Origin of the sequence: Thiothrix unzii (assembly GCF_017901175.1) — a bacterium.
In the GTDB taxonomy this organism is placed as follows: Bacteria; Pseudomonadota; Gammaproteobacteria; order Thiotrichales; family Thiotrichaceae; genus Thiothrix; species Thiothrix unzii.
The window spans coordinates 1,433,138-1,459,133 of sequence record NZ_CP072793.1; the positions used below are offsets into that span (position 1 = coordinate 1,433,138).

The window sequence follows — 25,996 nt, forward strand, 5'->3', positions numbered from 1 at the left end:
GTGCTTGTTCACTTCCTCCAACAGCAATCCGCCACCCGCTTTTTAATTGCGTTCAGTGGCGGGTTGGACTCGCACGTTTTATTGCACTTAAGTGCGACGCTGCGAGCGACATACCCTCAATGGCACTTTCGTGCAATTCATATTGATCACGGTTTACAACCCGCATCCGCAGCCTGGGCTGCGCATTGCCGCGCTGTTTGCGAGGTGTTGGCAATGCCGGTGGTTAACGTCGCGTTACATTTGCAAATTCCTAGCGGGGCGAGTCTGGAAGCGGAAGCACGGCAGGCACGTTATGCCGCATTTGCGCAGCATTTGCAGCCCGGTGAAATGTTGTTAACCGCGCATCATCAGGATGATCAAGCTGAAACCTTATTGTTACACTTGTTACGCGGTAGTGGTGTTGATGGCTTGGCGGCAATGCCAGCGGTGCGTGCGTTCGCGCAAGGTTGGTTGGGGCGACCTTTATTGACTTGTAGTCGTGCGGATTTAGCCGCTTATGCGTATCAGCATGGCTTGAATTATTTGCAAGACCCTAGTAATGCCGATACGCGCTTTGACCGCAATTTTTTGCGCCATCAGGTGATGCCGTTATTGCAGCAACGCTGGCCTGCGGTTACGGCAACGTTTGCACGAGCCGCCCGTCTGCAAGGTGAAAGCCGCCAATTACTGCATGAGAGTCTGCAAGAAAAATTACCGCATTATCAGGGGAGTCGCCCCGGCACATTGGCGGTTAGTCAGTTGCGTACTGCTTCGTTGGCGTTGCAAGCAGCGTTGTTGCGGGTGTGGTTAGTGAATGCGGGTTTTCAGCTTCCTCCGGCGAAAAAACTGGGGAGTGTGTTGCACGATGTATTGCTGGCAACTGCGGACGCGATGCCATGTGTGCATTGGGCGGGTTGCGAAATTCGCCGTTATCGCGATGATTTGTATGCCTTGCCGCCGCTCGTGGCGCATGATTCCACTCAAATTTACGGCTGGGATACGCAGCAACCGTTAGTTTTACCCAGTGTTGGGGTAACGTTAGTGCCGGAAATGTTGGGTGCGTGGTTGCCGATAGTGCGTGATAGCGGGAGTGCGGTGACAGTGCGGTTTCGCCAAGGCGGGGAAATCATGCAGTTACCGTATCGCGGCGGGAGTCATTCGCTGAAACATTTATTACAAGAAGCAGGCATTCCCCCTTGGCAGCGCGAATGTTTACCGCTGATTTATGTGGGGGAACGCTTGGTGAATATCGTGGGCGTGTTGCAGGTTAATCCGTGACGCATTAACGCTTAAATGCACCTAACGATTTGGGTTTGTCATAACGGATGGCGTGCCCGAAAATGTAGGTCGAAACCGGTACACCCAAAACCAAACCCCAAAGATGGAATAACTTGCCGCCTACGGTGAGGATAATTAGGACAATAACCGGATTAATCCGCAAGCGCGCGCCGTAAATCAGTGGATTTAAAATATAACCTTCGACCATGTGAATGAAGGTAATCATGAGAATCCCAAGGAACATTAAATGTACCCCGCCTTCATTTAATGCCAGTAAACAAATGGGAACGGAGCTAATGAAAACCCCCGCAACGGGAATAAAGCTGCACAAAAATACAATAACCGATAAAAATGCAACGTGTTGCCCCATGCCTAATACCAATAAACCAATCGCCGTTAATAGCGTATTGACGCAGGCAATATAAAATTGCGCTTGCATAGTATGGCCTAAGACTTTGCCGAATTCGTAAATATTATCAATGACTTCATCGTAAACAAAGCGCAGGCGAGTCTCGCGTAAATCGCGGATACTGCTGGCTAAACGCGGCATATCTAATACGATTAAGAACGAAAATAGCACGGCTAACATAAACGTCGATAATAGCCCGACGGCTTGACGGCTAATCGTGGTTAATTGATCAAGCACGAGTTTGACCGATTCGCGTGCATCCAAAGATTTTTCCGTTCCCGTGAGCATTTTCAGTAAGACTCCACTGGGGGAATCCGCAAATGCGCGTGGTGGCGCGGCTGGTTCTGGGGTGAGGGTGGCAACGCCCGTTTGACCATTGTATGCCCACGCGGGAGGAGTCACGTTGGATGGTGCGGGAGGCGTTGGTTTGCGCAGTTCGGGAATGGCCTCTTGCAGCATGGGGTAACGTTCGGCAAGACTGATTAATTCCACATCAACCCGTTCCATATAAACAAAAAAGCCGCGCACAAATCCGGTGGCTTGCTCATACACTTTGGGGGCGAGAAAAAAACTGACCGCAATAATGACGCTTAAAAACAATCCGCCCGTGATAAAAACTAAGCCGGTGCGTAGCCAGCGGATACGGCGTGACAGCATATCGACGATGCTGGATTGCAGGTAAGCAAACACAAAAGTCAGGAAAATCAGGGTGAAAAATGAACTCAACAGGGTGAGTAACCCGAAAAAAACGCCCCATACCAGCAGGCGTGTGAGCAACGGCAGCACTTGTTCCCAACGCAATGGGGTAACTAGCCCGGCAGTTTGCGGTGGTGGCAAGAGTCCAGCGACGCTGGGATCATCAGTCGGCTGCATCGTATTTTCCTTGATTTAGGTTGCCAGAGTGTAACATTTTGCAGTGCGGTAGTTTGATGAAACTTTCATTTTCAAGGTTACTTCGTTGGCTTATTTATTCAAGCGTTTGGGTGTTTTTGTGGCGGTGATCAGTGGCACTTTATCCGCTGAAGTGTCGATTAACAGCTTGTTTCTTTCTTGGCGAATGCGCAAAACATAACCGCCTAATGCACCACCGACACTGGTTAGCAACAACAATCCCAAGGTCATAAATTGGGTTAACAACAATAAACCGCCTAATCCGGCAGCTCCCGCGAACGCCAAACCGACCTTGATATTGGCTTGGGTGGTGGTGCGGCGTACTTCCTGCATGGTTTCTTGGTGTGCTTGTTTGACCACTTTTGCCTTGGCGCGTTCCGCGTTGACGCGAATTGCTTCACGTTCTTTCGCATGACATGCTTGTAACTGATTGATTTCGTCTTTACGTTGGTGTGCCGCAATCGAGCTAAACCAAAAAGCGGTGACTACGCCCGCAATCACTAGGGGGACGATTAAGCGCAGCCAACCAAAGCCGTTCAATTCGGGTGCGGTCAAGGTGATGACGACCGTGATGACTTGCAACAAAATCAAGCCGGGAAGAAATTTCAGCATAGAGGGCAGTCCTTTTTTTCTGTCATGTGTGCATCGGGGGATTATAATGGTTTTACGGATTTAACAGGATACCGCAATGCTGCCCCCCGACCTTGTAGCTGAATTAATCGACTTTCGTGCCGAACGTGATTGGCAACAATTTCACACGCCCCGCAATCTGGCGATTTCGCTTGCCCTTGAAGCAGGCGAAGTGCTGGAATTATTTCAGTGGGAAGACCGCCAAGGCGACGCGCTCCACAAGGTTTTGCCCGCCTTGCGCGATGAAGTGGCGGATGTCGCGGTGTATTTGACCTACCTGTGTCACGACTTAGGGATTGATCTCGACGCAGCGATTCGCAGCAAAATGCTCAAAAATCGTGAGAAATACCCGGTGGCTTTGGCGACGGGTTCGGCGAAGAAGTATACCGAGTTACAAGTGGAGAGCAGCGAATGATTACAGAACTACGTCTGGAAAACTGGAAAAGCTTCGGCGAGGCTACGCTGTATATTGATCCGTTGTCTATTTTGATTGGCACGAATGCTAGTGGTAAGTCGAATGTACTTGATGCGCTCCAGTTTTTACAGCGTATTGCTTCTGGCGTAACTTTTTCGGATGCTTTAAATAGTATTCGAGGTGGTTCTGAGTGGGCAACAAAAAAAAGCAATCTTGCATTTAGTCTTAATGTTGTTTTTTTGGAGAAAAATATTGAATATAAATATGGTATTAATCATTCGTTAGATAGTCTGTTTGTGAATGAAAGTGTTTCTGCTAATGGACGAACACTTGACCGTAGTTTTGAAATTCGATCTCCTTCATTATTAGTACTGGAAGATCGTTCAGACTTACGTGAAGGGTTTGAATTTATATCAATAATTTTCAATATTCTAAGTAAAATTGTAATTTTTTGTCCAGATCCTGATAGCATGAAAGGTTATTCTCTATTATCTGATAATTTATATTCTGATGCGGGTAATATTGCAGGCGTTTTGGCTGCACTATCTGTTGAGCGGCAAAAAGAAATCGAGGATACGCTCACTCAGTATGCCAGCCGTTTACCTGAGCGCGATATTCATCGTGTCTACGCCGAAAAAGTTGGGAAGCTGGGTAAAGATGCGATGCTTTATTGCGATGAGAAATGGGGTGAATCCGGCGAGATATTTACTGTTGATGCCCGCGCTATGTCCGACGGCACATTACGCTTTCTCGCCATCCTTACCGCGTTACTGACCTTGCCAGAAGGTAGTTTGTTGGCAATCGACGAAGTGGATAACGGTTTCCATCCTTCCCGTGCCCACTTATTATTGGAAGCCCTGCAAACCATCGGCAGACAACGCAATATTGATGTATTAGTCACTACGCATAACCCCGCGTTATTGGACGCATTGGGAACGGAATTTGTGCCATTTGTCACCGTTGCCCACCGCGATAGCATCACAGGTGAAAGCAAACTGACGTTATTGGAAGACATCGAACAACTCCCTAAACTGTTGGCGCAAGGCACTGTCGGCAAACTTTCCACCCAAGGCTTGATTGAAAAGTCGCTGGAGTCGGTGCATGGGTAGGCGTGTACTGATTTTGGATACGTCTGTATTGTGCTGCTGGCTGCAAGTACCGGGTAAAGAAGAGGCGGGGACGCACGAAGATCGTTGGACTCATGCCCGCATCGACGTGTTATTGCAGGCAGAACAGGCGAAACACAGTACGTTCGTGTTGCCAGTCGCCACGCTGATTGAAACGGGCAACCATATTGCGCAAGTCGGGGGTGATCGTTTCAGCCTTGCTACCAAGCTGGCTGATTACTTGCGTTTGGCAGCGGATGCCTGTTCGCCGTGGGCAGCATTTACCGAACAAGCCGACTTGTGGCAGGCTGACAATTTGCGTGCTTTATCCGAAAATTGGCCTGCGCAAGCCGCTCAAAAGCTATCAATAGGCGATGCCACCATCAAAGACGTTGCCGAGTATTACCATAAAGCGGGCTATACTGTGGAAATTCTGACGGGTGATCAGGGCTTGAAAGCCTATGAGCCTGTTCGACCTGCGATGATTCCGCGCCGCCGCCAACCTAAATCGTGAAGGCTGAATTGTATGTATATTGAAAAGATTGAAATCAAAAAATTTCGTGTGCTGGAAAATATGGAGGGAGTCAACGCTATCCGTTTTCAGCCACCTAGTGGTATAACGGCTAATCCCGTAACAGGTAATGTTGTTAATGTGATTGCGGGTGTTAATGGCACGGGGAAAACTAGCTTGCTTGAGGCGATCTTTCAAGCCATATCACAACCAGCACTCTTTTTTCATCAAAAAAAATGTGGTCAAATTAGTATTTTTGATTTTAATGAAGTTAATTTGGATGATGTGCCTGAGATATATAATCAACTTAACTGGATGGAGGTGTTAAATAAAATTTCTTATTTAAATAATACCAATTCCGATATCAATGGCTTTGATGATCAACCTCGTCTGATTTTCATGCCATCACAGCAAAATTTTCAGTATTCACCTGTTACACAAATGGCTGTGCAATATGTTTTTGCACAAAAAGTTGATATCCAGAAAATTCTTGGAAATGCAGAGTTTTATACAAAAGAATACGTCCTTAATAAAATATTGGAAAGTAATATTGCCGATCCTGTGGAGCGTACAAAAGTAGCCGTAGATGCATTTAATAGCCATTTTTTAAATGCAAATTTGCTAACGAAGTTGTCGAACTTATCTAAAACTCTTTTTAATCGTCCTGTTTTTTCTAATGCGGCAAATCAAGAGGTTACGATTGATCAACTTAGTGATGGTGAAAAACAACTTTATGGACGTGTGATTGCATTGATGATACTCAATCCGAGTAATTCTATGATTTTGATTGATGAACCGGAAATCGCCTTGCACCCAGCATGGCAACAAAAGATCATGCAAATCTATAGCCGAATTGGGAGAAATAACCAATTTATTGTTGCCACACATTCGCCGCAAATTATTGCAAGTGTTCCCTATAAGAACCGTATTTTGTTACGCAAAGAAAATGGAAAAATACAACCTGTTCATATGAATCAACCACCTTCTGGTGTCGATGTGAACTCCATCCTTTCTGAAATTATGGGAGCAGACCCACGTCCACCAGAATTATTGAAGCTATACGCGCAATACCGTAAATTTGTTGAAGAAAGCAAAGAAAATACACCAGAAGCCTTGGCTGTGAAGGCTCAGTTATCTGAAGAAAGTGATCATTCCCGTTTCATGCAAGAAATGGCGTTCCTTATTGAGCTACGGGATGCTGTCTAATGCGTCATGTAAAAAAAGGTAACAGTCCCGATTTTTTTGAAGCTTGTAAGACCAATTTGCCAGAGAATGCTGGATGGCATGAGTTTTCTGAGAATCAAGAGCTTAGTGAATGCAAAAAAGCGTTACATCAGCATTTGATAGCTGAACAAGCAGAATTATGTATTTATTGTGAGCGTAAGATAAGCAAAGATATTTCTCATGTTGAGCATATTCATCCCAAAGACGTAAGCGGTAAGTTTGCGCATCTTACTTTTGCTTATACAAACTTAGTTGCTTCATGTAATGGTGATTTATGTGACACCGACAACAAAAAGGTCTATAAGCCAGAGGATGTACATTCTTGTGGTCATAAAAAAGCTAATGATTTCAATGAAAAACAGTTCATAAATCCTGTGCAAGATGAAAATATTGGCGAATTCTTTAAATATAATAAAGATACTGGCGTAATGTCGGCAGCTAATGAAAATGCAAGAGCCGAATACACTATAAATTTGCTCAATCTTAATTGTATCCGCTTGCAGAATGATCGCGTTAATGCGGTACAAGCTGTCTTTGATGTGATTCTTAAAACCAATAATCCTATGTTCCGGCAATTGAGTAAGCAGGAAATGGTGCGTATCTTATTGAAACGTAATCCTCCTTTTCCATTTATCTCCTTTCTGCATTTCTACTTTGCCGCATCTCAAGCGAGTATACCATGACCCAATTCGTCCACCTCCGCCTCCACACTGAATACTCCCTCACCGATAGCACTATCCGCATTAAGCCGCTGATGAAAGCTGCGGAGAAGATCGGGATGCCAGCTATCGCGATTACCGATTTAACCAATTTTTTCGGTTTGGTGAAGTTCTATAAAGCCGCAATGGGCGCAGGTATTAAACCCATTTTCGGGGTAGATGTGCTGCTGGTGGATGAAACCGGCGGTGATACCTTGTTTCATGTGATTTTGTTGTGTCAAAACAATACGGGTTATCGCAATTTAACCAAATTGATTTCGCGGGCATGGCAACAAGGGCAGGTGTTGGGCGTGCCGCGTGTGCAGCGGGCATGGCTTACGGAATTCAGTGATGGTGTCATTATGCTTTCCGGCGGGCGCGATGGTGACGTGGGGCAGGCGTTGTTGGCGGGTAATCAGGAGTTGGCGGAAAAGCGTTTGCAGGAGTGGCTTGCGGCGTTTCCTGAACGTTATTACCTTGAATTACAACGCACTGGGCGTGATGGCGAGGAACATTATACGCACGCAGCGGTGGATTTGGCGTTGGCTTACGATGTGCCGGTGGTGGCGACTAATGATGTGCGGTTTGTGGCGGCGAGCGATTTTAATTCGCACGAAGCGCGGGTTTGTATCAATAGCGGTAATGTGTTGGCTGATCCTAAACGCCCTAAACATTACAGTCAGCAGCAATATTTACGCACCTCTGAAGAAATGGTGGCGTTGTTTGCGGATATTCCGGCGGCGATTGCGAATACGCTGGAAATTGCCAAACGCTGTAATGTGTTGCTGACATTGGGTAAAAACTATTTGCCGCAATTCCCGATTCCTGAAGGTATGACCGAAGCGGAGTATTTTTGTAAAGTCAGTGAAGAGGGTCTGGAGCAACGCCTTGATTTCTTGTTTGGTGAGCAGTTTCCACGTGGTACAGCCGAATTTGCGCAAAAGCGTCAGCCGTATGATGAACGCCTTGCGATTGAACTCGGTGTTATTAATGCGATGGGGTTCCCCGGTTATTTCTTAATCGTTGCGGACTTTATTCAGTGGGCGAAAGACAATGCGATTCCGGTGGGGCCGGGGCGGGGTTCGGGTGCGGGTTCCCTAGTGGCTTACGCGCTGAAAATTACTGACCTTGATCCGTTGGCTTACGATTTGCTGTTTGAACGTTTTTTGAACCCAGAACGGGTTTCCATGCCGGACTTCGACATCGACTTTTGCATGGATAATCGCGATAAAGTCATTGATTACGTGGCACAAACTTACGGGCGTAATCAGGTGTCGCAGATTATTACCTTTGGTTCAATGGCGGCGAAAGCGGTGGTGCGCGATGTGGGGCGGGTGTTGGGGCATCCTTACGGTTTTGTGGATCGGGTGGCAAAATTAATCCCGTTTGTGCTGGGCATCACTTTGGAAGATGCGCTGGGGCGTACCAAAAAAGCTCAAGATGACCCGGAGCGGGTTTCCCCAGATTTGATCGAGCTTTACGACAAGGACGAAGAAGTTAAAGCCTTGTTGGATATGGCGATTTCACTAGAAGGTTTGACCCGTAATACCGGTAAACACGCGGGTGGGGTGTTGATTTCGCCGTCGGATTTGACGGATTTTACCCCGATTTCCTGTGATGAATTCGGCAATGGGGTGGTGTCGCAATACGATAAAGACGATGTGGAAGCGGTCGGGCTGGTCAAATTCGACTTTTTGGGGTTGCGCAACCTCACGATTATTGACTGGGCATTGCGTACCATTAATCGTAAGCAGGCAGCGAAAGGCTTACCCGAAGTCGATATTAACCGTATTCCGCTGGACGACAAAGCCAGTTTTGATTTACTCAAAGCGCAAAAAACCACGGCGGTTTTCCAGCTTGAATCACGAGGGATGAAAGACCTGATCCGGCGGTTACAACCAGATGTGTTTGAGGATGTGATTGCGTTGGTGGCGTTGTTCCGTCCGGGGCCGTTGCAGTCGGGGATGGTGGACGATTTTATCAACCGTAAAAAAGGTATTGCTAAGGTTGAATACCCGCACCCCAGTTTGGAGCAAATTCTCAAGCCGACTTACGGGGTTATCGTTTACCAAGAACAGGTTATGCAAATTGCGCAAGTCCTCGCCCAATACACTTTGGGCGGTGCGGATATGTTGCGGCGGGCAATGGGTAAAAAGAAACCGGAGGAAATGGCCAAGCAGCGTTCCATTTTTATGGACGGGGCGCGTAATAATAATGTCGATGAAAATCAGGCTGGCTACATTTTCGATTTAATGGAAAAGTTTGCGGAATACGGTTTCAATAAATCGCATTCAGCCGCTTATGCCTTGGTTGCGTTTCAAACTGCTTGGCTTAAAGCGCATCATCCGGCAGCGTTTATGGCGGCGGTATTATCGGCGGATATGGATAATACCGAAAAGGTTGTAACGCTATTAGACGATTGCCGTCAATTAAGTTTACAAGTTTTGCCACCGGATATTAACCGCTCGGATTTTCAGTTCACGGTGGATGAGAAAAATCGCATTATTTACGGTTTGGGTGCGGTTAAAGGTGCGGGTGAAGCGGCATTAAGCGTAATGGTCGAAGAACGCGAGAAACACGGTGCGTTTAAATCATTAACCGATTTATGCAAACGCTGTAGTTCCCAAAAGGTCAATCGGCGCGTATTGGAAACCCTGATTAAAGCTGGTGCATTTGACAGTTTGGGCGGTACGCGCCGCGCTATGCTGGAATTTTTACCTGAAGCCTTGCGAATGGCGGAACAACACAACCGCGATCAAGGCACGGGGCAGGTGGATTTATTCGGCGGGATGTTTGCCGGTGTTAAAGAAGATTCGCCCGAAATGGGCGTGCCGACGCGCCCTGAATTCCCCGAAAAAGAACGCCTGCGTTTGGAAAAAGAAACGCTGGGCTTGTATCTCACCGGGCATCCGCTGGATGAATACACCGAAGAATTAGCCGCCTTGCCGCATCGCAAACCGCTGGCGGATTTAGCAGAAGATGAAACCGTTAAATACCGCCGCGAGCCGGTGATGCTGGCGGGTTTAGTCGCCAGTGTGCGTACCCAAGCGACTGATAACGGCAAACGTGCGTTTGTGCAGTTGGACGATAAAACCGCGTATTACGAAGCCCTGATTTTCACCGATGCGTTTGCACAATTCGGGCATTTGCTCGAAAAAGAAACGGCGGTGGTGCTGGAAGGCACGCTAGATACCGATCAGCGCACCGGCAAAACTCGCTTGCGTGTGGAAAAAATTCACAATATGTTGTCGATTCGTGAAAATTTCCTGCGCAAACTGGTATTGCGGGTGGATGCGGCGGAAGTGCAGGCTGGTGCTTGGGCGGAATTACGCAAGTTTTTACAGCCCGACGCGCCGATGAAATGCGCGGTAACGGTGGAGTACCGCACCCCGCAAGCGCAAGGCGAATTACGCCTCGGCGGGCAATGGGGTGTGGCGTTGGACGATGCTAATTTGCGCGATTTACGGGTGGCATTAGGGCGTGAGAATGTCAGTTTGGTGTTTTGAGGAACGTGGGGACGTGCACGAAGCATCGCTTTTTGCCGTCCGAGTTGACGCGATTGTTATGCCGTTCTTGCGCCAACATTTTCGGTTAGTAATCTAGAAAGCTCATTTTCATTTGGCAGTGCCCTTGATGGCACCGTATGAAACATGTTGCTGGTTACATATAACAGGTAAACGCCATTGGCACTTTTCCATTTGTGAATATCATCCCACTGCAACTTGCTTTCTCCTGATTCGCTTTTGAAATCAATTCCTTGCGGAGAAAGCGTCATGTGTATTTCATTCTTCAAAGCACGGAGCTGCTTATACTGTCTCTTTGCATTGAACGGAATTAGTAGGTACAGAACAGCAAAATAACCAATGATTCCTCCAATAGAACCACCAAAACCTATTGCCTTGTAATCGGTAAGAACACCTATCAACACTAAAGCAATGCCTACAATAGAGAGTACAACCAAGGTTCTATTGTTACCTCGACCATGAAGTTGCATTGCTCTTACAACTTCCGGCTGAGTTAATTTGTAGTTACAACTCATCAGAATCTCCATAGGCATAACGAGGGTGTAAGAAAATCCCCATTTTTGAGGGATGTCTCTTTCATAGCTATATGATTCATAAGGTAATTAAATTTAAATTTCGAGGTTATTCTACAGCCGCAACGCCAGCGTAACGGGCCGGTTTGGAGCGCTAGCAGAAAACCGGTCACGTTGACGCAATCGTTATGTGTCATTGATGATCTCCATGCTGTGTGCTAAGAACGTGATTCCAGGATCTTGCTCGATATTCTGAACTTCTATGAGCGCGGAGTCCCATTGCCGCGCGGAGACGTCCACGACCAACATTCCCGACAAAGACCCGGAAAAACCTTCCTGAATTTTCAGATTACTGACACCGTTAAAACGTAGATGGCGAGTTTTTTCACCTTTTTTAGCAAAGAGCTCAATAAAGCTATCCTTCCACGATTCCCATTCAATATGGTAATGGAAATCCACTAGCTCCATATTGCTAAACCCTGCCAGAATAATTGGATCACTCACCAGTAGTTTCTCCGTAACACATAACGCCTGAGTTAGGCGGCACTGGTGCGTGAATTATGCAGCCCTGTAATGCGGGTGATGCGCCCAACAGCGACTCTCTTTGACCCTTCATGGCAATAGAACTCAACGCCAGGTTCTATACGTGCCCGGTGAACCTGTTCTCGCATCTCGTCAATGACTATGGTCATACGAGCGGGAAGATCCACACCCAAGGGCAGCGGGGCATCAGTTGGTAGGCTATCCCCGGATTGTGAGTAAAAATCCGGATGGATCATGTAGAGATTTTCCGCTGGTTTGTCAGAAGCATATGCAAAGTCCCAACGTATGCCATTGAAGGGTGGATTCATACGGCCACCCTCAGCCTCGGTTAGAATTCGGATAGTTGCCTCAAAGTCGTCAGCGATACGATAGAGACGATGCATGGTGTGCCGCCTAACGTGAAAGTGAGCGGCCTGCGCGGCTTTTCGCGCAGGTCCGCTCGACTGCAAGGTTATGCGTCGCCAGGCTAGGCATCGTAGTAGCAGACAAAGTACGGTCGTTCGCGAAAGACCAGAGATCGGTCGTAGTCTTCGGGTTGTGCTCCCATTCCCTGCGCGAGAGCACTGAGCGCCCCACTCGGCGAGACGTAGGCGTGGTTGTGAACTGCAACGACGTTCTCGAAACCGTAACCGTCTGGAAGACCGAAGAACTCCACGCCAAACGACGTTCCATAGGAAAACAATTTTCCATCCTGCATTTCAAAGACGAACCCAGTCCACGCCATGGTTGTTTCGCCTTCGATCTTCTTCAGTAGCGCAAGAGGGATAGCGAATCTACTTGGTTCGACACGCTCGATGTCATAGTGATTTAGGCGGTTGCCAGAAGCTACAAAGTTCCTGACGATTGTTTCGTAGCCGTTGCCTGAGCGGAAGATGCTCTTGCCGTTCTTCTCCTGCTCAAACCGCCGAATCGCGAGCTCGACGATCGGGCCGCTTTTTCTCAGCATTACGCACGGTAGGTACGTGCCGTCCTTTAGGTAGGCACTACAGCGAAAGCCCTCGCCGTAATTGGAGTCGGGAAAGGGCTCTACGCCAGATTTCAGGTAGTCGAGGATCAGTTTGCTCATGAGCTAAGACGCATAACGTTAAAGCATTTTATGCCGTGTGCGGCAGCACTGGGCATAAATGTCTTGTTGGACGGAACCGCGTGCTACGGAGTCCCACTCTTTATCTATAAGGGGATTGCTTTTCCAGCCTTTCGCTACATTAGCCCATGCTGCCCGATTATTTAACACCGACTGCTGCTTTTCCATTGCCTTGTCACCGCCTGCTACCCTGATTGTGGTCAAACATAGCACAGGGTCAGGGGCGTTTCGAGCCTTTTGTCCAGCAGACGCAACAGCCGTGGGGGGCAGTCCGGGGCTGCCTGTTTTTCCCTTGCCCAAAGCTAAACCTACCTGCCTATTGTGCCGTCAACCATACTCCAACCGTTGCGGCGGCAGCGGGTAACGCACCCGCATCATCCCGGTTTTGCAACAAGGGCAAGGGATGCCATCAAAGCGAGCAATGGCTTCCATTGGCTTGTCTGCCACCATTGGCAGCGTGGGTGCGTAACGGGCAATGGCCTCGCGCACTTGCGGCAAGCGGGTTTTGCGGCAGGCATTCGCCAACCAGCCGTAATGGCGGATGCGCAGGAACCCCGCAGGCAATACGTGTTGCAGGAAGCGGCGCAGGAACTCATCACCCGCCAAGGTCATCACTTTCTGCTGCCCATCGCGGTAATCGTGGTAGCGGAAGCTGACCGTTTCATCGGTGATACCCAACAGGCGCGACTCACTGATGGCAATCTTGCGGGTGTAGCGTGCCAGATATTTCACCACCGTTTCGGCCTTGTGCAGGCAGGGTTTGGCATACACCACCCAGTCTTTACGCATCAGTTGCCCCAGCAATTGTTTAACCTCACCGGGGTGGGTGACACGCGGCAATTGCCCATCCTCGGCAGCCTCCCGCAAGCGGCTGACCAGCTTGCCCCGGAACAGGCGCGACAGCACTCGGATCGGGAACAGGTAGGTGCTTTTTGCCGGATGCCACTGTTGCGCAGCATCCAATGCCCCGCCGGGGATCAGGCAATGCAGGTGGACATGCTGGCTGAGGTTCTGCCCCCAGGTGTGCAGTACCGCAGTCATCCCCAATTGCCCGTTGAGGCGTTTGGGGTCATGCCCCAAGGTGTTGAGTGTGTCCCACACGCTGCGGAACAGGGCATGGTAAACCACCGCTGGATGTAGCCTGACCCAACCGTTCAACTCATGTGGCAGGGTGAACACCAGATGGAAGTACGGTGCAGGCACAACATTCGCCAGTTCACGCTGTTGCCACTGCTCGCTGGCCTGCTGCTGGCAACGCGGGCAATGGCGGTTGCGGCAGGCATGGTACAGCGGGACTTCCTCGCCGCATTCCCCACAGCGCAGTTGGAAACCACCCAAGGCAGCGGTGCGGCACGCCAGCAGTTGTTGGCACACCTTGTTCACTGGCGGTGGCAGCGGCGGCAAGTGTGACTGAAACCGCTGCACCACCTCGGCTAGGCGTAACATACGGCGGCGGCATCCAGCCCCGCCAGCAGATCAATGGCTTGCCCGCCTTGTTGGGTTTCCGGCAACCAATGCGCATAGCGCATCGTGCTGCTGACATGCTCATGCCCCAACACCTGCTGCAACTGGTGGATCGGCATTCCCGCCTGCAACGAATGCGTGGCAAACGCATGGCGCAGGCTATGGATGCCGCCTGCCTTGCGGATACCCACTTGCCGCTTGGCGCGCAGGTAGATTTTCTGGGGTGTCGTCATCGACTGTTGGTAGCCGTAGTATTTCCCCGGAAACAGCCATTGTTTGGGGTGGCAACGCTGCCAGTAAGCCCGCCATTGTGCCAGCAAGGTGTCGGGTACGGGCACGTAACGGTCTTTTTGCCCCTTGCCCTGCACCACATGCAAGATGCGGCGGCTGCCGTCAATGTCCTGCACCCGGATATTCACCAACTCACTGACCCGCAGCCCGCAGGCATAACAGCTCAGCAACAGCAGCCGGTGGGTCGGGTTGTCGGGGGCTGCCACCAGTTGGCTGACCTCCGCCCGCGACAGCAAATCAGGCAAACGTTGCTGGCGTTTGGGCAAGGCAAAGCGGTAAGCCATAAAATCCGCATCTTCCAGCACCGTCACAAACAGGAAGCGTATCCCGTTGAAATACAGGTGACAGGTGGAGGATGAAACGTGGCGTTCTTTTAACAGCCACAGCAACCATTGCTGCACCTCATCCGCCGAAATCTTGTCTGGTGAGCGGTGGTAATAGTGGCTTAGGTCAAGGACGGCTTGGACATAACTGTCGTGGGTTCTGGGGGAATAGCCACGCATCTGCATGGCATCCAGCATCCGCTGGCGCAACGGGCTGACTTTCATGATGGGTTCTCCTGTAAATGTCCATCTATCGGACACTTAAAGTGTGGCTCATCAGAGGAAAATCGTTGGGAATCAGTGGGCTACCGCGTTAGCGGTTTAGTTCAACAGTTTATTAGGCGGAAGCCATGTCTAACAGGCTATGCGGAAGCAGGCTATCAGGATATGAAGCCATCTGTGCTAAGCAGTAATTAGTTGTCATCATGGCGTATTTCCCCATTTGCTAATCAATTGTTCAGGATTATACAGCCGCCGAGCGGTGGATGCATTATTTTTGCCGAATTCGCTTCGCCGTATTTCGGTTTTACGACACCTTGCTAACGTACTACTGGCAGCATTGATCAGCGCGAATGGTGCGTCACATTTCATTTGAAAACAGAAAATCGCGTCATTGCTGGATAAAGTGCCACACAATCCTAATGTACCGAGTTGGGATCAGTTGTGACGTGGTGACTCAGTTTGGTGTTTTGATAGGGTTAAATGCCTTCATCATCCAAACCACCTTGGCGATTAATTCGGCGGTTTGCTACGAAATACAGCCATAGCAAACCCGCCATAATCGCAATCAAGGCCACGCTAAACGCCGCCCCGAATGGCCAGTCGCGCACCACTAAAAACTGGTTGCGGATAACGTTACCCACCAACAGGTTTTTTGCCCCGCCTAATAAATCCGCGACGTAAAACATTCCCATCGCCGGTAAAAACACGATTAAACACCCCGCGACAATGCCGGGTGTGGTTAACGGCAAAATAATATGGCGAAAACGTTGCCAGAAACCCGCGCCCAAATCGTGTGCGGCCTCAATCAAATGACCATCCAGCTTGTCGAAACTCGACACCAACGGCAATACCATAAACGGCAGCAACACATAGACAAGGCCGAAAATGACCGCAAATTCGGTATACAATAATTCCACCGGCTCGTCAGTAATCCCCAACCCCAACAACGCGGTATTGATCACGCCTTTATTACCCAACAGCAATTTCAGCGCGTAAGTACGGATCAGGCTATTCGTCCAGAACGGCACAATCATTAAAAACAGCAGAACGCCGCGCCACAATTTCGGTAGTTTTGCCAGCAAATACGCAAACGGGTAGCCCAGCAACAAACACACGAGTGTCGTTACCGCAGACAACCACAAACTGTGCAAAAACACTTCCGCGTATAACGGCTCCCACACCCGCGCCCAGGAATCCAAGGTCAAAGGCCACACCGCCAAATGTTGCGGATCAGGGCTTAACACGCTGGTGAGCAACACCAATACGTGTGGAACCAGCACAAACAACCCCAACCAGAACAAAGTCAGGAAAATGATGCCGCGCCGGAAAGTGAAAAGGGTATTTATCAAGCGTATTTGCCCCGTTGGCTAAGAGTCCAGCCCCATTATATTTCCCAGACAGCGACATTCAATGGATAATGTGCCTCAGGATTAAAAAGGCAATGGAAGACTCGCAACCCATGAAAATTACCTCGCGTTTACGTTGGCTGTTAGCAGGCTTGGTGTTACTGCTAACCTTGTTGTTTTTAGTGTTCCTGTTTTTTGCTACCAAAAATTTCCTAGATCTGTGGGATCGTCTGCAACAATTGCCGCCTTGGTTGGCTTACAGCTACAGCGGGTTGGTGGGCATGGTGATCCTGTTCAGCGGCTGGGTGGTGTATAAGCTAGTGCGCGGTGGCTCTGGTAAAACCTTGCCCAAACGCACTAATGAGCCTGTCACCGAAGCCAGTGTGGTGCGTGAAATCGAGCAAAGCGCGTCAGTGGGCATGGATACCGCACCGTTACAAGCAGAGTTGGAACGCCTCCATGCGCGTCAGGTAGCGGGTCAGGTACACATTGCGTTTTTTGGCGATGTCAGCACCGGCAAGTCGTCGCTGATTAAAGCCTTGTTGCCGGATGCGGGCGTGGAAATCAGTTTGCGCGGTGGCTCGACACGTGAAGTGCGCGAATACACTTGGTTGACCGTGGGTGGCGATCGTTTATTGCTAACCGATTTGCCGGGGCGCAATGAAGCCCAAGGTGAGTTGGACGCGCTGTCGCGGGATGAAGCCATTCGGGCGCATATTGTGGTTTACGTGACCGATGCCGATTTGAGCCGCAGCCAATATCAGGATTTACAAGCGTTGGCGGGGTTTGGTAAACCGTTGTTAATCGCGCTTAATAAGCGTGACCAGTACAGCCGCAGTGAACAACAGCAATTGATTGAGCGCATCCAAAGTCGCTTTAGCACGCCGCAGCCGACGGTAGTGTTTATTCAGGCGGGCGGGGTGGAAGCGATTACCCGCATTTACCCCGATGGGCGTGAAGAGGTGGTGGAACGCCCGCGTAAGGTCGATGTTGCCGCGCTTGCACAGTATTTACAGCACGAAATTGATCAGCGTTTAACTTGGTTAGCCACCCAGCGCGATACCAGCGTATTGAGTTTGGTGCAGGAAAAACTCGATGTAACACGCCTTGATTTTCGTCGCCAACAAGCCGAAAAAGTGGTGCGTAGCTCGACCCGTCAAGCGATTTTGGGGGCGTTAGCTTCGGTTAGCCCAGGTACGGATTTAATCATTCAAGGGGTAATTGGCACGCGCATGGTGCAGGAGTTGTGCAAACTGTACGATAGTCCGGTGAGTGAGCTTGATATTGATCAGTTTCTCAACTTTAGCCAAGGCGGTGTCAATAAAAGCATACCGTTGTTACTGGCTGTGGCGGGTAACGGTTTGAAAGCCTTTCCCGGTGTCGGCACGGTGGCGGGTGGTTTGGTACATGCGGTTGCCTACGGGCTGATTTTTGACGCGCTCGGTCATGCCGTGGCGCACACCCTCGAACAACGCGGTACGCTCAAAGTAGCATCCGCTGCCACGACTTTTCAGGAGATGCTTAGTGGAAATCTGGAAGAACGTACAAAAACATTTGCCAGATTGGTTATTGAACAGTATCGGGGGAAAACCGCCGACTGAGGCTCTTGAGCCAGCCAATGTGCCAACGACTGGCGACACCCATTTGCAATTAGCGTCGGCAAGCTTGCGGCAATTGCTGGAAGATGCGCGGATTCCCGACACGATTCGCAGCACGTTGAGCGAAGATTATGCGCAAGTGCGGGCAATGCTCGATAAGCTTGAACACGGGCATTTACACATTGCGGTTTTCGGGCGGGTCAGCGTTGGCAAATCGTCCTTGTTAAACGCGCTGCTGGGTAAAACCGCGTTTAGTGTCAGCGTGTTACACGGCGAAACCCGCAGCGTTAATATGCAGCAGTGGGAAGAATACGCTGACGGCGGTTTGTTTTTGATTGATACGCCGGGGATCAATGAAATCGACGGGGAAGCCCGCGAACGCATGGCGCATGAAGTCGCCAGCCGTACCGATTTGCTGTTGTTTGTGGTGGACAGTGACCTGACCGATGTGGAGTTTCAGGCATTAAAAATTGTCGCGGCAGCGCATCGCCCGATATTATTAGTGGTTAATAAAGCCGACCGCTACACCGAAGATGAGCAACGTCAATTGCGCAGTATTTTGCGCACCCGGACTCAAGGGGTGATTGCGCCGGAAAACATTGTGTTCACCACGGCGCAAGCCAGCCGCCAAAGTGTGATTTTTATCGACGAAGACGGCACGGAACGCGATGGCATCCGTGAGCGTCCGCTCAATGTTGGCGCACTTAAAGCCCGCTTGTGGGACATTGTGGAAGCCGAAGGCAAAACTCTTGCCGCGCTCAATGCTTCGTTATTTGCGGGTGATCTCAGTAACGCCTTGGGGCAGCGCATCTTGGCGGTGAAACGCGAATTGGGGGCGAAAACCATCCGCTTGTATTGCTTGGGTAAGGGTATTGCGGTGGCATTTAACCCGATTCCGGTGGCGGATTTGGTGGCGGCGGCGATGATTGACGCGGGCATGGTGGTGCATTTGTCGCGGCTTTACGGCTTGTCGATTTCACGCAATGAAGCGGGCGATTTGGTGCGCACTGTGTTAGCGCAAATGGTGTTATTAATGGGGGCGGTGTGGGCAGTGCATTTGGTCTCTTCCGCGCTCAAACTCGGTTCGGCGGGGCTTTCCACGGTATTGACCGGCGCGGCGCAAGGGGCTGTGGCGTGGTATAGCACCCTCGTAGTGGGGCGCGTTGCCGAGCAATGGTTAGCCAATGGCAAATCATGGGGCGACGCAGGGCCGAAATTAACCGTGCAACAGATTTTGGAGTCGTTAGATCGCGATTCGGTGCTGGCGGAAGCCCGCGAAGAAATCCTCACTTACGTGCGCACCACCGTTAAAGGTTAACGCTAGGAATTTTAGATGCAAGCAAAAATTGTCAAGGCAGTCGTATTACTCGCAGGCGCGGGTTTATTCGCGGTTTATCAACATTTTCAAAAACCTGCTGAACCCAGTGCGCCCGCGCGTGCGCCCAGTGCGCAGGTGCAAACTGCCAATCCGGGTGCTTCAACCGCGCAAGCTGTGGAACAAATCCGCCAAGCCAGCCGCAATCCCGATGCCAAGTTTTGGACAACGATACAGGGCAAAGTCGTTAAATTGCTCAAAGACGACCGCGACGGCAGCCAACACCAACGCTTTTTAGTGGAAATTGCCCCCGACATCACTTTGCTGGTGGCGCACAATATCGACCTCGCGCCACGCATTCCGGTAGCACAAGGCGATGCCGTCACGATCAAAGGCGAATACGTGTGGAACAATCGCGGCGGGGTACTGCACTGGACGCACCACGACCCCAAAGGGCGCAAAGGCGGCTGGGTTGAGGTGGCGGGGAAGCGGTATGAGTAGGTTGCCGACACTCATTCCTGACTATCCCACTAGGTAATTACCACCCCTGAATGGGTGCTTATTTCGACTGACGCTTTTAATAGTGTAGAATCGCGTCCACATTGATTGAAGCCCATTTGAGGAGAACCCCTACATGACACGCGAACAGGTTGAAGCCGTATTAAAAGGCATCAAAGACCGTTATCTGGATCAGGACATTGTGAGCCTGCATCAAGTAAAAGACATTACCACCGACGCTGGCAAGGTTGCCGTGCGTGTGGTGCAAGGTTATCCGGCGGGTAGTTACCGCGATGAATTAGCGGCTGAAATCAAAGCAGCATTAGCGGCGGCTGGCGTAAGCGATGCTGAGGTGAGTGTGACCACGCAGGTGGCGGCGCATTCCGTGCAAAAGAGTGTGAAGCGCAAAGACGGCATTAAAAACATTATTGCAGTGGCTTCCGGTAAAGGCGGCGTAGGTAAATCCACGACGGCGGTGAACCTCGCGCTGGCACTGTCAGCCGATGGCGCAAGCGTCGGTATGTTGGATGCGGACATTTACGGCCCCAGCCAACCGCGTATGTTAGGCATCAGTGGTCAGCCGGAATCCAGCGATGGCAAAAGCTTAGAGCCGATGCAAAACCACGGCATCAAAGCCATGTCGATTGGTTTCCTGATCGAAGAAGATACTCCGATGATTTGGCGCGGCCCGATGGTCACACAAGCGTTGGAACAGTTGCTGGGCGACACCAACTGGGGCGATTTGGATTACCTCGTAATCGACTTACCACCTGGTACGGGTGACATCCAGTTGACGCTTTCCCAGAAAATCCCGGTTTCTGGCGCGATTATCGTTACCACACCGCAAGACATTGCCTTGTTGGATGCGCGTAAAGGTCTGAAAATGTTTGAAAAAGTCGAAGTGCCTATCTTGGGTATCGTCGAAAACATGAGTATGCACATTTGCAGCAACTGCGGCACGGTTGAACACATCTTCGGCGAAGGTGGCGGTCAGCGCATGGCGGAACAATACGGTGTGAACTACCTCGGTGGCCTGCCACTCGACATCAAAATCCGTGAGCAAGTCGACAACGGTAATCCTACGGTAGTGTCTGACCCGGATGGAACTGTGGCGCAAATCTACAAGGACATTTCCCGTAAAGCTTCAGCGCGTCTGGCGCAAAAAGCCAAGGATTACAGCACCAAGTTCCCGACGATTAAGATTATGAACGTGTAAGCCTTCGTCCAAAGAAACCTCTCCCAGCCTCCTCTTGTCAGGGGAGGCGTTTCTTCTATTCTGATCTTCTGTTTTGTTTTAGTATTCGCTATCGCCCTTAACACAAAGAAAAACCCATGCTGAAACGAATATCCCTATTGCTATCCACTTCCCTGTTACTGCAAGCGTGCAGCAGCGTCCCCGGTGTGATTGAGCAGCCCAAAGTCTCGATTCAAAACATCCAAGTGCAAGAGATTTCCCTCACCCAAGGCACGGCAGTTGTCACCCTGAATGTCAGCAACCCGAATGCCTTCCCGATTCCGTTGCAGGGCATTGAATACGGTTTAACCCTCAACGGGCGGCAAGTCGCCAGTGGTGATCAAACCGAAAATGTCACGCTCGGTGCACGTCAGGATGTGCCGGTTAAAATTCCGGTAAAACTCGATTTCGCCGAAATTTTACGCCTCGCACCGGACGCTATCCGCTCACGTACCGTGGCGTATAACCTCAGTGGTGCGGTGCGTTTACCGTTTGTTAAAGTACCGTTTCAGCGTCAAGGTGGCGTAGGGGTGAAAGGATGAGCATTAAATCCGACCATTGGATTCGCCGCATGGCAGCCGAACACAATATGATCGAACCGTTTGAAACAGGGCAGGTGCGCACTGCCAACGGCGAAAGAATCGTCTCTTACGGCACGTCGAGCTACGGTTATGATGTGCGTTGCGCCAACGAGTTTAAGATTTTTACCAATATCAACAGCACCATTGTTGACCCGAAAAACTTTGACGAAAAAAGCTTTGTCGATTTTAAGGGTGACGTGTGCATTATCCCGCCGAATTCGTTTGCATTAGCACGCACCGTTGAATATTTCCGCATTCCGCGCAGCACGTTGGTGGTGTGTTTGGGGAAATCGACGTATGCGCGTTGCGGCATTATTGTGAATGTAACCCCGCTGGAACCGGAGTGGGAAGGTCATGTCACCTTGGAATTCTCCAATACCACCACCTTGCCTGCGAAAATTTACGCGAATGAAGGCGTGGCACAAATGCTGTTTTTTGAGTCCGACGAAGTGTGTTCAACCTCGTACAAAGATCGCGGCGGCAAATACCAAGGGCAAACCGGTGTTACCTTACCGAAAACCTGATGCCGCAAGGCTGGCAACAAGGAGTGTGCAATGAAATCGCTGGCAACCATTGGTGCGTTTAGCCTCGCGCGTTTACCGCGTATTGAGTTTGGGGTAGGTGCGCTCGATAAATTGCCTGCGATTGCGGCGCAATACGGTAAGCGTTTGCTGATTGTGACCGGGGCGAGTTCGTTTACCGCATCACCTGCGGGGGAACGGGTGTTGGGCGCATTGCACGCTGCCGGTTTTACTTGGGAATTGTGCCGGGTGACTGAGGAGCCTTCGCCGCAATGGGTGGATGCAACCGTGGCGCAGTACCGTGATCAGGCGTTTGATGCGGTGGTGGGGATCGGTGGCGGCAGCCCGTTGGATGCGGCGAAAGCGGTGGCAGGTTTGCTCAAGCCCGCTAATTCGGTGATGGATCATCTGGAAGGTGTCGGCCCTGAATTGCCTTATCGCGGCTCGGCGACACCGTTTATTGCCGTGCCAACGACTGCCGGAACGGGGTCGGAAGCCACTAAAAATGCGGTGCTGTCGGTGCAGGGTGTCAACGGTTTTAAGAAATCGTTTCGTGATGAGCAATTAATGGCGGAATACGCGCTGGTTGATCCGAGTTTGCTGGCAACCTGTCCGCCTGCACAAATTGCTGCCAATGGCATGGATGCGTTTACCCAATTGATGGAAGCTTATGTGTCCACCCGTTCAAATCCGCTGACTGACGCGCTGGCATTGTCGGGGATGACGGCGGTGCGCGATAGTTTGTTGACACTTTACGCTGACCCGACGGATGCACAGGCACAAGCGGGCATGGCTTACGCGGCGTTGCTGTCTGGGATTTGTTTGGCGCAAACGGGGTTGGGGTCGGTGCATGGGATTGTCGCGCCGTTGGGGGCGTTTCATCCCGTACCGCATGGGGTCGGTTGCGGAATGTTAGTCGCAGCGGCAACTCGCATGAATATTGACTGCCTCGAAGCCCGCGAGCCAGACCATCCGGCCTTAGCAAAATACGCGCAAATCGGTAAGTTATTTCGGGGGCGCAGTCACGTTGATGAGGTTGGGGCGCGGGTATTTTTAGTGCATACCCTGACAACTTGGGCGCAGCAACTGAATTTACCGTCTTTAAGCGATTTCGGGGTAACAACCGCTGCAATTCCACATCTAGTAGCCAATTCACGCGGATCAAGCATGAAAACCAACCCCGTGAAACTAACTGACGCAGAAATAGCCGCAGTGATTACTGCGTGTTTGTAGTGTTATGCCCCTCTCCCCTTGAGGGAGAGGGGTTGGGGTGAGGGGGGTCTTCCGTCTTACTTCGCCGCTGGCGCAGCCGCCGGAGGTGTCGCAGCAGGTGCTGAGGCAGCCGGAGCCGCTGGTGCAGTCGCAGGAGGAGCTGGCGGCGGAGCCATGCTAGGTTCAAACACCGTGAAACCTTCTGGAATCGCAAAATCCGCATCGTTAAGCGCGTCTTTCGCAATCGCATTCAACTCACTACGCGGGCCTTCAGGAACAGCTTGAATTCGTACCGCCAAGCCTTCTTTGTGAACGGATGCAGAGCCATCGCTCGGTGCTGCGATACCTTGTGCCTTCGCAGATTCAGCGGTAATGCCATCCATGTATTCAAACATAGTGAGCAACATGGTGTGGTCGGCGGCATCCATTGCATCGCTTCCTGCAACGCATACGTCGCGCATTGGTTTGCCGTCAATACTAATGCTGGAAATTTGGCAAGCAATGTTTTGAACGGTGTCTTTACGATCCGTTTTTTCCATTTTAATCGGCGGTGCAGGGGCTTTCATGGCTTCTTCGGCTTGTTTCATGCGTTCTTCAGCGACTTTACGCTGATCTTCCGGCATTGCCGCGATTTGCTTTTTCATTTCCTCTTTGAACTGGTTTTGCATTTCCACCACTTTACCCATGCGTTCGCGCATTTTTTCAGGCGTGGTTTCAATGTACTGCTTGGTTTTGGTATTAACCGTGAACAGGGCTTTTTTGGTGTTGTCGTACAGGGTGTAAATGCCGCTGTCGGCTTCTTCCATGCGCACTTTGTCGCCATTCACTTGGATAATGGTTTTACGCTCCTGCGGGCCAAAACCGGAGTCGGTATAGGTCAGTTTAGTGTCCGCCAACAACGGTGCGGAAAGGCTTAAAGCCAGTGTGCTGATCAGCAGTGTGAGGGATTTACGGTGCATTATTTACTCCTAAGCAGTGCATGAGCTTGTATCGTTGCAATCGGTAAAGCTTGATTAGACTGAACTGTTACACAAGGTTCATTATCCTGCAATGGTTTATAGTGTGCTAATTGTTGATGCAGCACAGCAATATCAGCATCAGACGCATCATTATTGGCTGCTTGGCGGGTGCGAATATTGTGTTCGAGTTGTTCGACACTCGCGCTGAAATGCAGGATGAGAAAGCTGGCATCATGTGCCGCAGCGAGTGCTTGGAAGCGTTGGCGTTGTGCGCCATCCAAAAAAGTCGCATCTACCACCACGCAATAACCCTGATCTAAAGCCAGCGCACTGCATTGCGCCAAGCGGTCGTAAGTGCGTGCGCTCATGCTGGGGCTGTAAATGCCCTGATCCAGCCCTGCGGTGCTGCGTTCGGTGGCTGACATTGCGTTTAGGCGTTTGCGTTCCACATCGGAGCGCAGGTGGATAAACCCCAGCTCGTCCCCCAATTGACGGCAACCCCAGGATTTACCGGAACCGCTTAAACCGTGGCTAATGATTAATACGGGGCGGGTACGCTGGGTGTAACGTTGGGCTAAATCCAGATACGCCGTGCAAGTTTTGACACTTTCAGCCCGTTCTTCGGCTGCGGTTTGTTGGGGTAAACGCAGGGCATTAACTTTGGCTCGCACTAAGGCACGGTACACGCAATAAAAACCAAAAACCGCTAATAAACCGTAATCACCACTGGCTTCGAGGTAGGCATTCAACGCGCGGTTAGCGTATTGCGGGGCGTTACGCGAGTGCAAATCCATGCATAAAAACGCGATTTCACTGGCGGTATCAATCCAACGTAAACTGTCGTTGAATTCAATGCCGTCAAAAATTGTGATTTCCCCGTCAATCATGGCTATATTCCCAAGGTGCATATCGCCGTGACACGCCCGAATCCGCCCTTCGTGTTTGCGCTGGGCTAAGATGGGTTGCAACGCTTGCCATGTGTGTTGCGTCCACTGTTCGAGTGTTTGCAGACGGTCTTGTAACGCGGGATCGGTTAAATGTTGGCGCAATGGCACAAAGTTATGCAGCATCGGTTCCAGTACGCTGGCAGGTGTTCCCCACGGCGTTTCGCTGGCGGCGCATTCGCTATCGCGGTGGAACTGTGCGATTTGCAGTGCCAAGGTGTCGATATGCACCAGCGACAGGGAACCTACCTTCAATAACTGGTCTAACTGTTGTTGGGTGTCGAACTGGCGCATTTTTACGGCATACTCCACTACGTCAGCGGCGGGTAAGTCTGATGCGTTAGCTTGATGCAGGCGGTATGTGCCATTTTTATAGGCAATTGCGACCACCCCTAGGTATAAAGCAGGGGCAAGGCGACGATTTAGGCGTAATTCTTCTTCACAGAAATGTTTCCTGTCTGCCAATTGTGTAAAATCCAGAAAACCAAAATTGACTGGCTTCTTTATCTTGTAAGCAAACTCGCCGGTCAGGAAAACGCTCGATATGTGCGTGTGGATGACTTGAATATCGGGATTTGCTGGATGCGGATAAAATGCGGGATGCCGCATGGCTTCCAGCAGAGTGTCAGGTGTATGGGTGAACATGCCGTGTCTCATTGTTGCGCAAAAATGGTAACCCTAAAA

At 50.5% G+C, this 25,996-nt stretch carries 25 protein-coding genes; 14 read left to right on the plus strand and 11 right to left on the minus strand.

What is annotated here, in order from left to right:
- Positions 1-1,257 (plus strand): tRNA lysidine(34) synthetase TilS, encoded by a 1,257-nt coding sequence (tilS, locus tag J9260_RS07325; protein WP_210220355.1) that lies wholly within the window; start codon positions 1-3, stop codon positions 1,255-1,257.
- Positions 1,258-1,261: 4 nt separating this feature from the next.
- Here tilS and J9260_RS07330 read toward each other — a convergent pair whose 3' ends face one another.
- Together J9260_RS07330 and J9260_RS07335 are read right to left on the minus strand one after the other, a co-directional pair.
- A complete protein-coding gene (locus tag J9260_RS07330; RefSeq protein ID WP_210220356.1) occupies positions 1,262-2,539 on the minus strand; it encodes an AI-2E family transporter in 1,278 nt (425 codons plus the stop codon).
- A gap of 90 nt (positions 2,540-2,629) precedes the next feature.
- Positions 2,630-3,169: a hypothetical protein gene (locus J9260_RS07335; protein ID WP_210220357.1), complete on the minus strand. Its 540-nt coding sequence runs from the start codon at positions 3,167-3,169 to the stop codon at positions 2,630-2,632.
- 76 nt (positions 3,170-3,245) lie between these two features.
- Here J9260_RS07335 and J9260_RS07340 point away from each other — a divergent pair, with 76 nt between their 5' ends.
- From J9260_RS07340 to dnaE, 6 genes are read left to right on the plus strand one after another with little or no spacing between them, the layout of a single operon-like run.
- A complete protein-coding gene (locus J9260_RS07340; protein WP_210220358.1) occupies positions 3,246-3,602 on the plus strand; it encodes a nucleotide pyrophosphohydrolase in 357 nt (118 codons plus the stop codon).
- Positions 3,599-4,711 carry an AAA family ATPase gene (locus J9260_RS07345; RefSeq protein WP_210220359.1) on the plus strand — a complete coding sequence of 371 codons (1,113 nt, stop codon included), beginning with the start codon at positions 3,599-3,601 and terminating at the stop codon, positions 4,709-4,711. The genes J9260_RS07340 and J9260_RS07345 overlap by 4 nt, the downstream gene beginning before the upstream one ends.
- On the plus strand, positions 4,704-5,222 hold the full coding sequence (locus tag J9260_RS07350) for a hypothetical protein (protein ID WP_210220360.1): 519 nt from the start codon (positions 4,704-4,706) through the stop codon (positions 5,220-5,222). Before J9260_RS07345 ends, J9260_RS07350 begins: the two co-directional genes overlap by 8 nt.
- Positions 5,223-5,234: 12 nt before the next feature.
- Entirely contained in the window at positions 5,235-6,425 is a 1,191-nt protein-coding gene (locus tag J9260_RS07355) for an AAA family ATPase (RefSeq protein WP_210220361.1), read from the plus strand.
- On the plus strand, positions 6,425-7,126 hold the full coding sequence (locus tag J9260_RS07360; RefSeq protein WP_210220362.1) for a retron system putative HNH endonuclease: 702 nt from the start codon (positions 6,425-6,427) through the stop codon (positions 7,124-7,126). The genes J9260_RS07355 and J9260_RS07360 overlap by 1 nt, the downstream gene beginning before the upstream one ends.
- Complete coding sequence (gene dnaE / locus J9260_RS07365; protein WP_210220363.1) at positions 7,123-10,647, plus strand: DNA polymerase III subunit alpha; 3,525 nt, start codon at positions 7,123-7,125, stop codon at positions 10,645-10,647. Before J9260_RS07360 ends, dnaE begins: the two co-directional genes overlap by 4 nt.
- Positions 10,648-10,703: 56 nt before the next feature.
- Here dnaE and J9260_RS07370 read toward each other — a convergent pair whose 3' ends face one another.
- The 7 genes from J9260_RS07370 to potB form a co-directional block, all read right to left on the minus strand.
- A complete protein-coding gene (locus J9260_RS07370; protein WP_210220364.1) occupies positions 10,704-11,180 on the minus strand; it encodes a YcxB family protein in 477 nt (158 codons plus the stop codon).
- A gap of 183 nt (positions 11,181-11,363) precedes the next feature.
- Positions 11,364-11,681: a hypothetical protein gene (locus tag J9260_RS07375; RefSeq protein ID WP_210220365.1), complete on the minus strand. Its 318-nt coding sequence runs from the start codon at positions 11,679-11,681 to the stop codon at positions 11,364-11,366.
- 32 nt (positions 11,682-11,713) lie between these two features.
- Positions 11,714-12,103 carry a hypothetical protein gene (locus tag J9260_RS07380; RefSeq protein ID WP_210220366.1) on the minus strand — a complete coding sequence of 130 codons (390 nt, stop codon included), beginning with the start codon at positions 12,101-12,103 and terminating at the stop codon, positions 11,714-11,716.
- Positions 12,104-12,186: 83 nt separating this feature from the next.
- Positions 12,187-12,786, minus strand: a complete 600-nt coding sequence (locus J9260_RS07385) for a hypothetical protein (RefSeq protein ID WP_210220367.1) — start codon at positions 12,784-12,786, stop codon at positions 12,187-12,189.
- Positions 12,787-13,131: 345 nt separating this feature from the next.
- Entirely contained in the window at positions 13,132-14,250 is a 1,119-nt protein-coding gene (locus J9260_RS07390; protein ID WP_210217460.1) for an IS91 family transposase, read from the minus strand.
- Complete coding sequence (locus tag J9260_RS07395; RefSeq protein ID WP_210217459.1) at positions 14,238-15,107, minus strand: tyrosine-type recombinase/integrase; 870 nt, start codon at positions 15,105-15,107, stop codon at positions 14,238-14,240. The genes J9260_RS07390 and J9260_RS07395 overlap by 13 nt, the downstream gene beginning before the upstream one ends.
- Before the next feature lie 473 nt (positions 15,108-15,580).
- The gene (gene potB / locus J9260_RS07400; RefSeq protein ID WP_246499688.1) at positions 15,581-16,453 is read right to left on the minus strand and encodes a spermidine/putrescine ABC transporter permease PotB; all 873 of its coding nucleotides are present in this window, start codon (positions 16,451-16,453) and stop codon (positions 15,581-15,583) included.
- A 92-nt stretch (positions 16,454-16,545) separates the two neighbouring features.
- On the opposite strand from potB, the gene J9260_RS07405 reads away from it, so the two are divergent.
- The 7 genes from J9260_RS07405 (at position 16,546) to J9260_RS07435 (ending at position 23,430) form a co-directional block, all read left to right on the plus strand.
- Positions 16,546-18,051 carry a GTPase gene (locus J9260_RS07405; protein ID WP_246499691.1) on the plus strand — a complete coding sequence of 502 codons (1,506 nt, stop codon included), beginning with the start codon at positions 16,546-16,548 and terminating at the stop codon, positions 18,049-18,051.
- Positions 17,975-19,366 carry a GTP-binding protein gene (locus J9260_RS07410; RefSeq protein WP_246499693.1) on the plus strand — a complete coding sequence of 464 codons (1,392 nt, stop codon included), beginning with the start codon at positions 17,975-17,977 and terminating at the stop codon, positions 19,364-19,366. The genes J9260_RS07405 and J9260_RS07410 overlap by 77 nt, the downstream gene beginning before the upstream one ends.
- Before the next feature lie 15 nt (positions 19,367-19,381).
- Positions 19,382-19,864: a DUF3465 domain-containing protein gene (locus J9260_RS07415; RefSeq protein WP_210220368.1), complete on the plus strand. Its 483-nt coding sequence runs from the start codon at positions 19,382-19,384 to the stop codon at positions 19,862-19,864.
- Between the two features lie 133 nt (positions 19,865-19,997).
- Complete coding sequence (apbC, locus tag J9260_RS07420) at positions 19,998-21,077, plus strand: iron-sulfur cluster carrier protein ApbC (protein WP_210220369.1); 1,080 nt, start codon at positions 19,998-20,000, stop codon at positions 21,075-21,077.
- Positions 21,078-21,193: 116 nt separating this feature from the next.
- The gene (locus J9260_RS07425) at positions 21,194-21,637 is read left to right on the plus strand and encodes an LEA/WHy family protein (RefSeq protein WP_210220370.1); all 444 of its coding nucleotides are present in this window, start codon (positions 21,194-21,196) and stop codon (positions 21,635-21,637) included.
- Positions 21,634-22,200: a dCTP deaminase gene (gene dcd, locus J9260_RS07430; protein WP_210220371.1), complete on the plus strand. Its 567-nt coding sequence runs from the start codon at positions 21,634-21,636 to the stop codon at positions 22,198-22,200. The genes J9260_RS07425 and dcd overlap by 4 nt, the downstream gene beginning before the upstream one ends.
- 30 nt (positions 22,201-22,230) lie before the next feature.
- Positions 22,231-23,430, plus strand: a complete 1,200-nt coding sequence (locus J9260_RS07435; RefSeq protein ID WP_210220372.1) for an iron-containing alcohol dehydrogenase — start codon at positions 22,231-22,233, stop codon at positions 23,428-23,430.
- A 56-nt stretch (positions 23,431-23,486) separates the two neighbouring features.
- Here J9260_RS07435 and J9260_RS07440 read toward each other — a convergent pair whose 3' ends face one another.
- Together J9260_RS07440 and J9260_RS07445 are read right to left on the minus strand one after the other, a co-directional pair.
- On the minus strand, positions 23,487-24,368 hold the full coding sequence (locus tag J9260_RS07440; protein WP_210220373.1) for a hypothetical protein: 882 nt from the start codon (positions 24,366-24,368) through the stop codon (positions 23,487-23,489).
- Positions 24,368-25,957: a bifunctional aminoglycoside phosphotransferase/ATP-binding protein gene (locus J9260_RS07445; protein WP_210220374.1), complete on the minus strand. Its 1,590-nt coding sequence runs from the start codon at positions 25,955-25,957 to the stop codon at positions 24,368-24,370. The genes J9260_RS07440 and J9260_RS07445 overlap by 1 nt, the downstream gene beginning before the upstream one ends.
- Positions 25,958-25,996 lie beyond the last annotated feature (39 nt).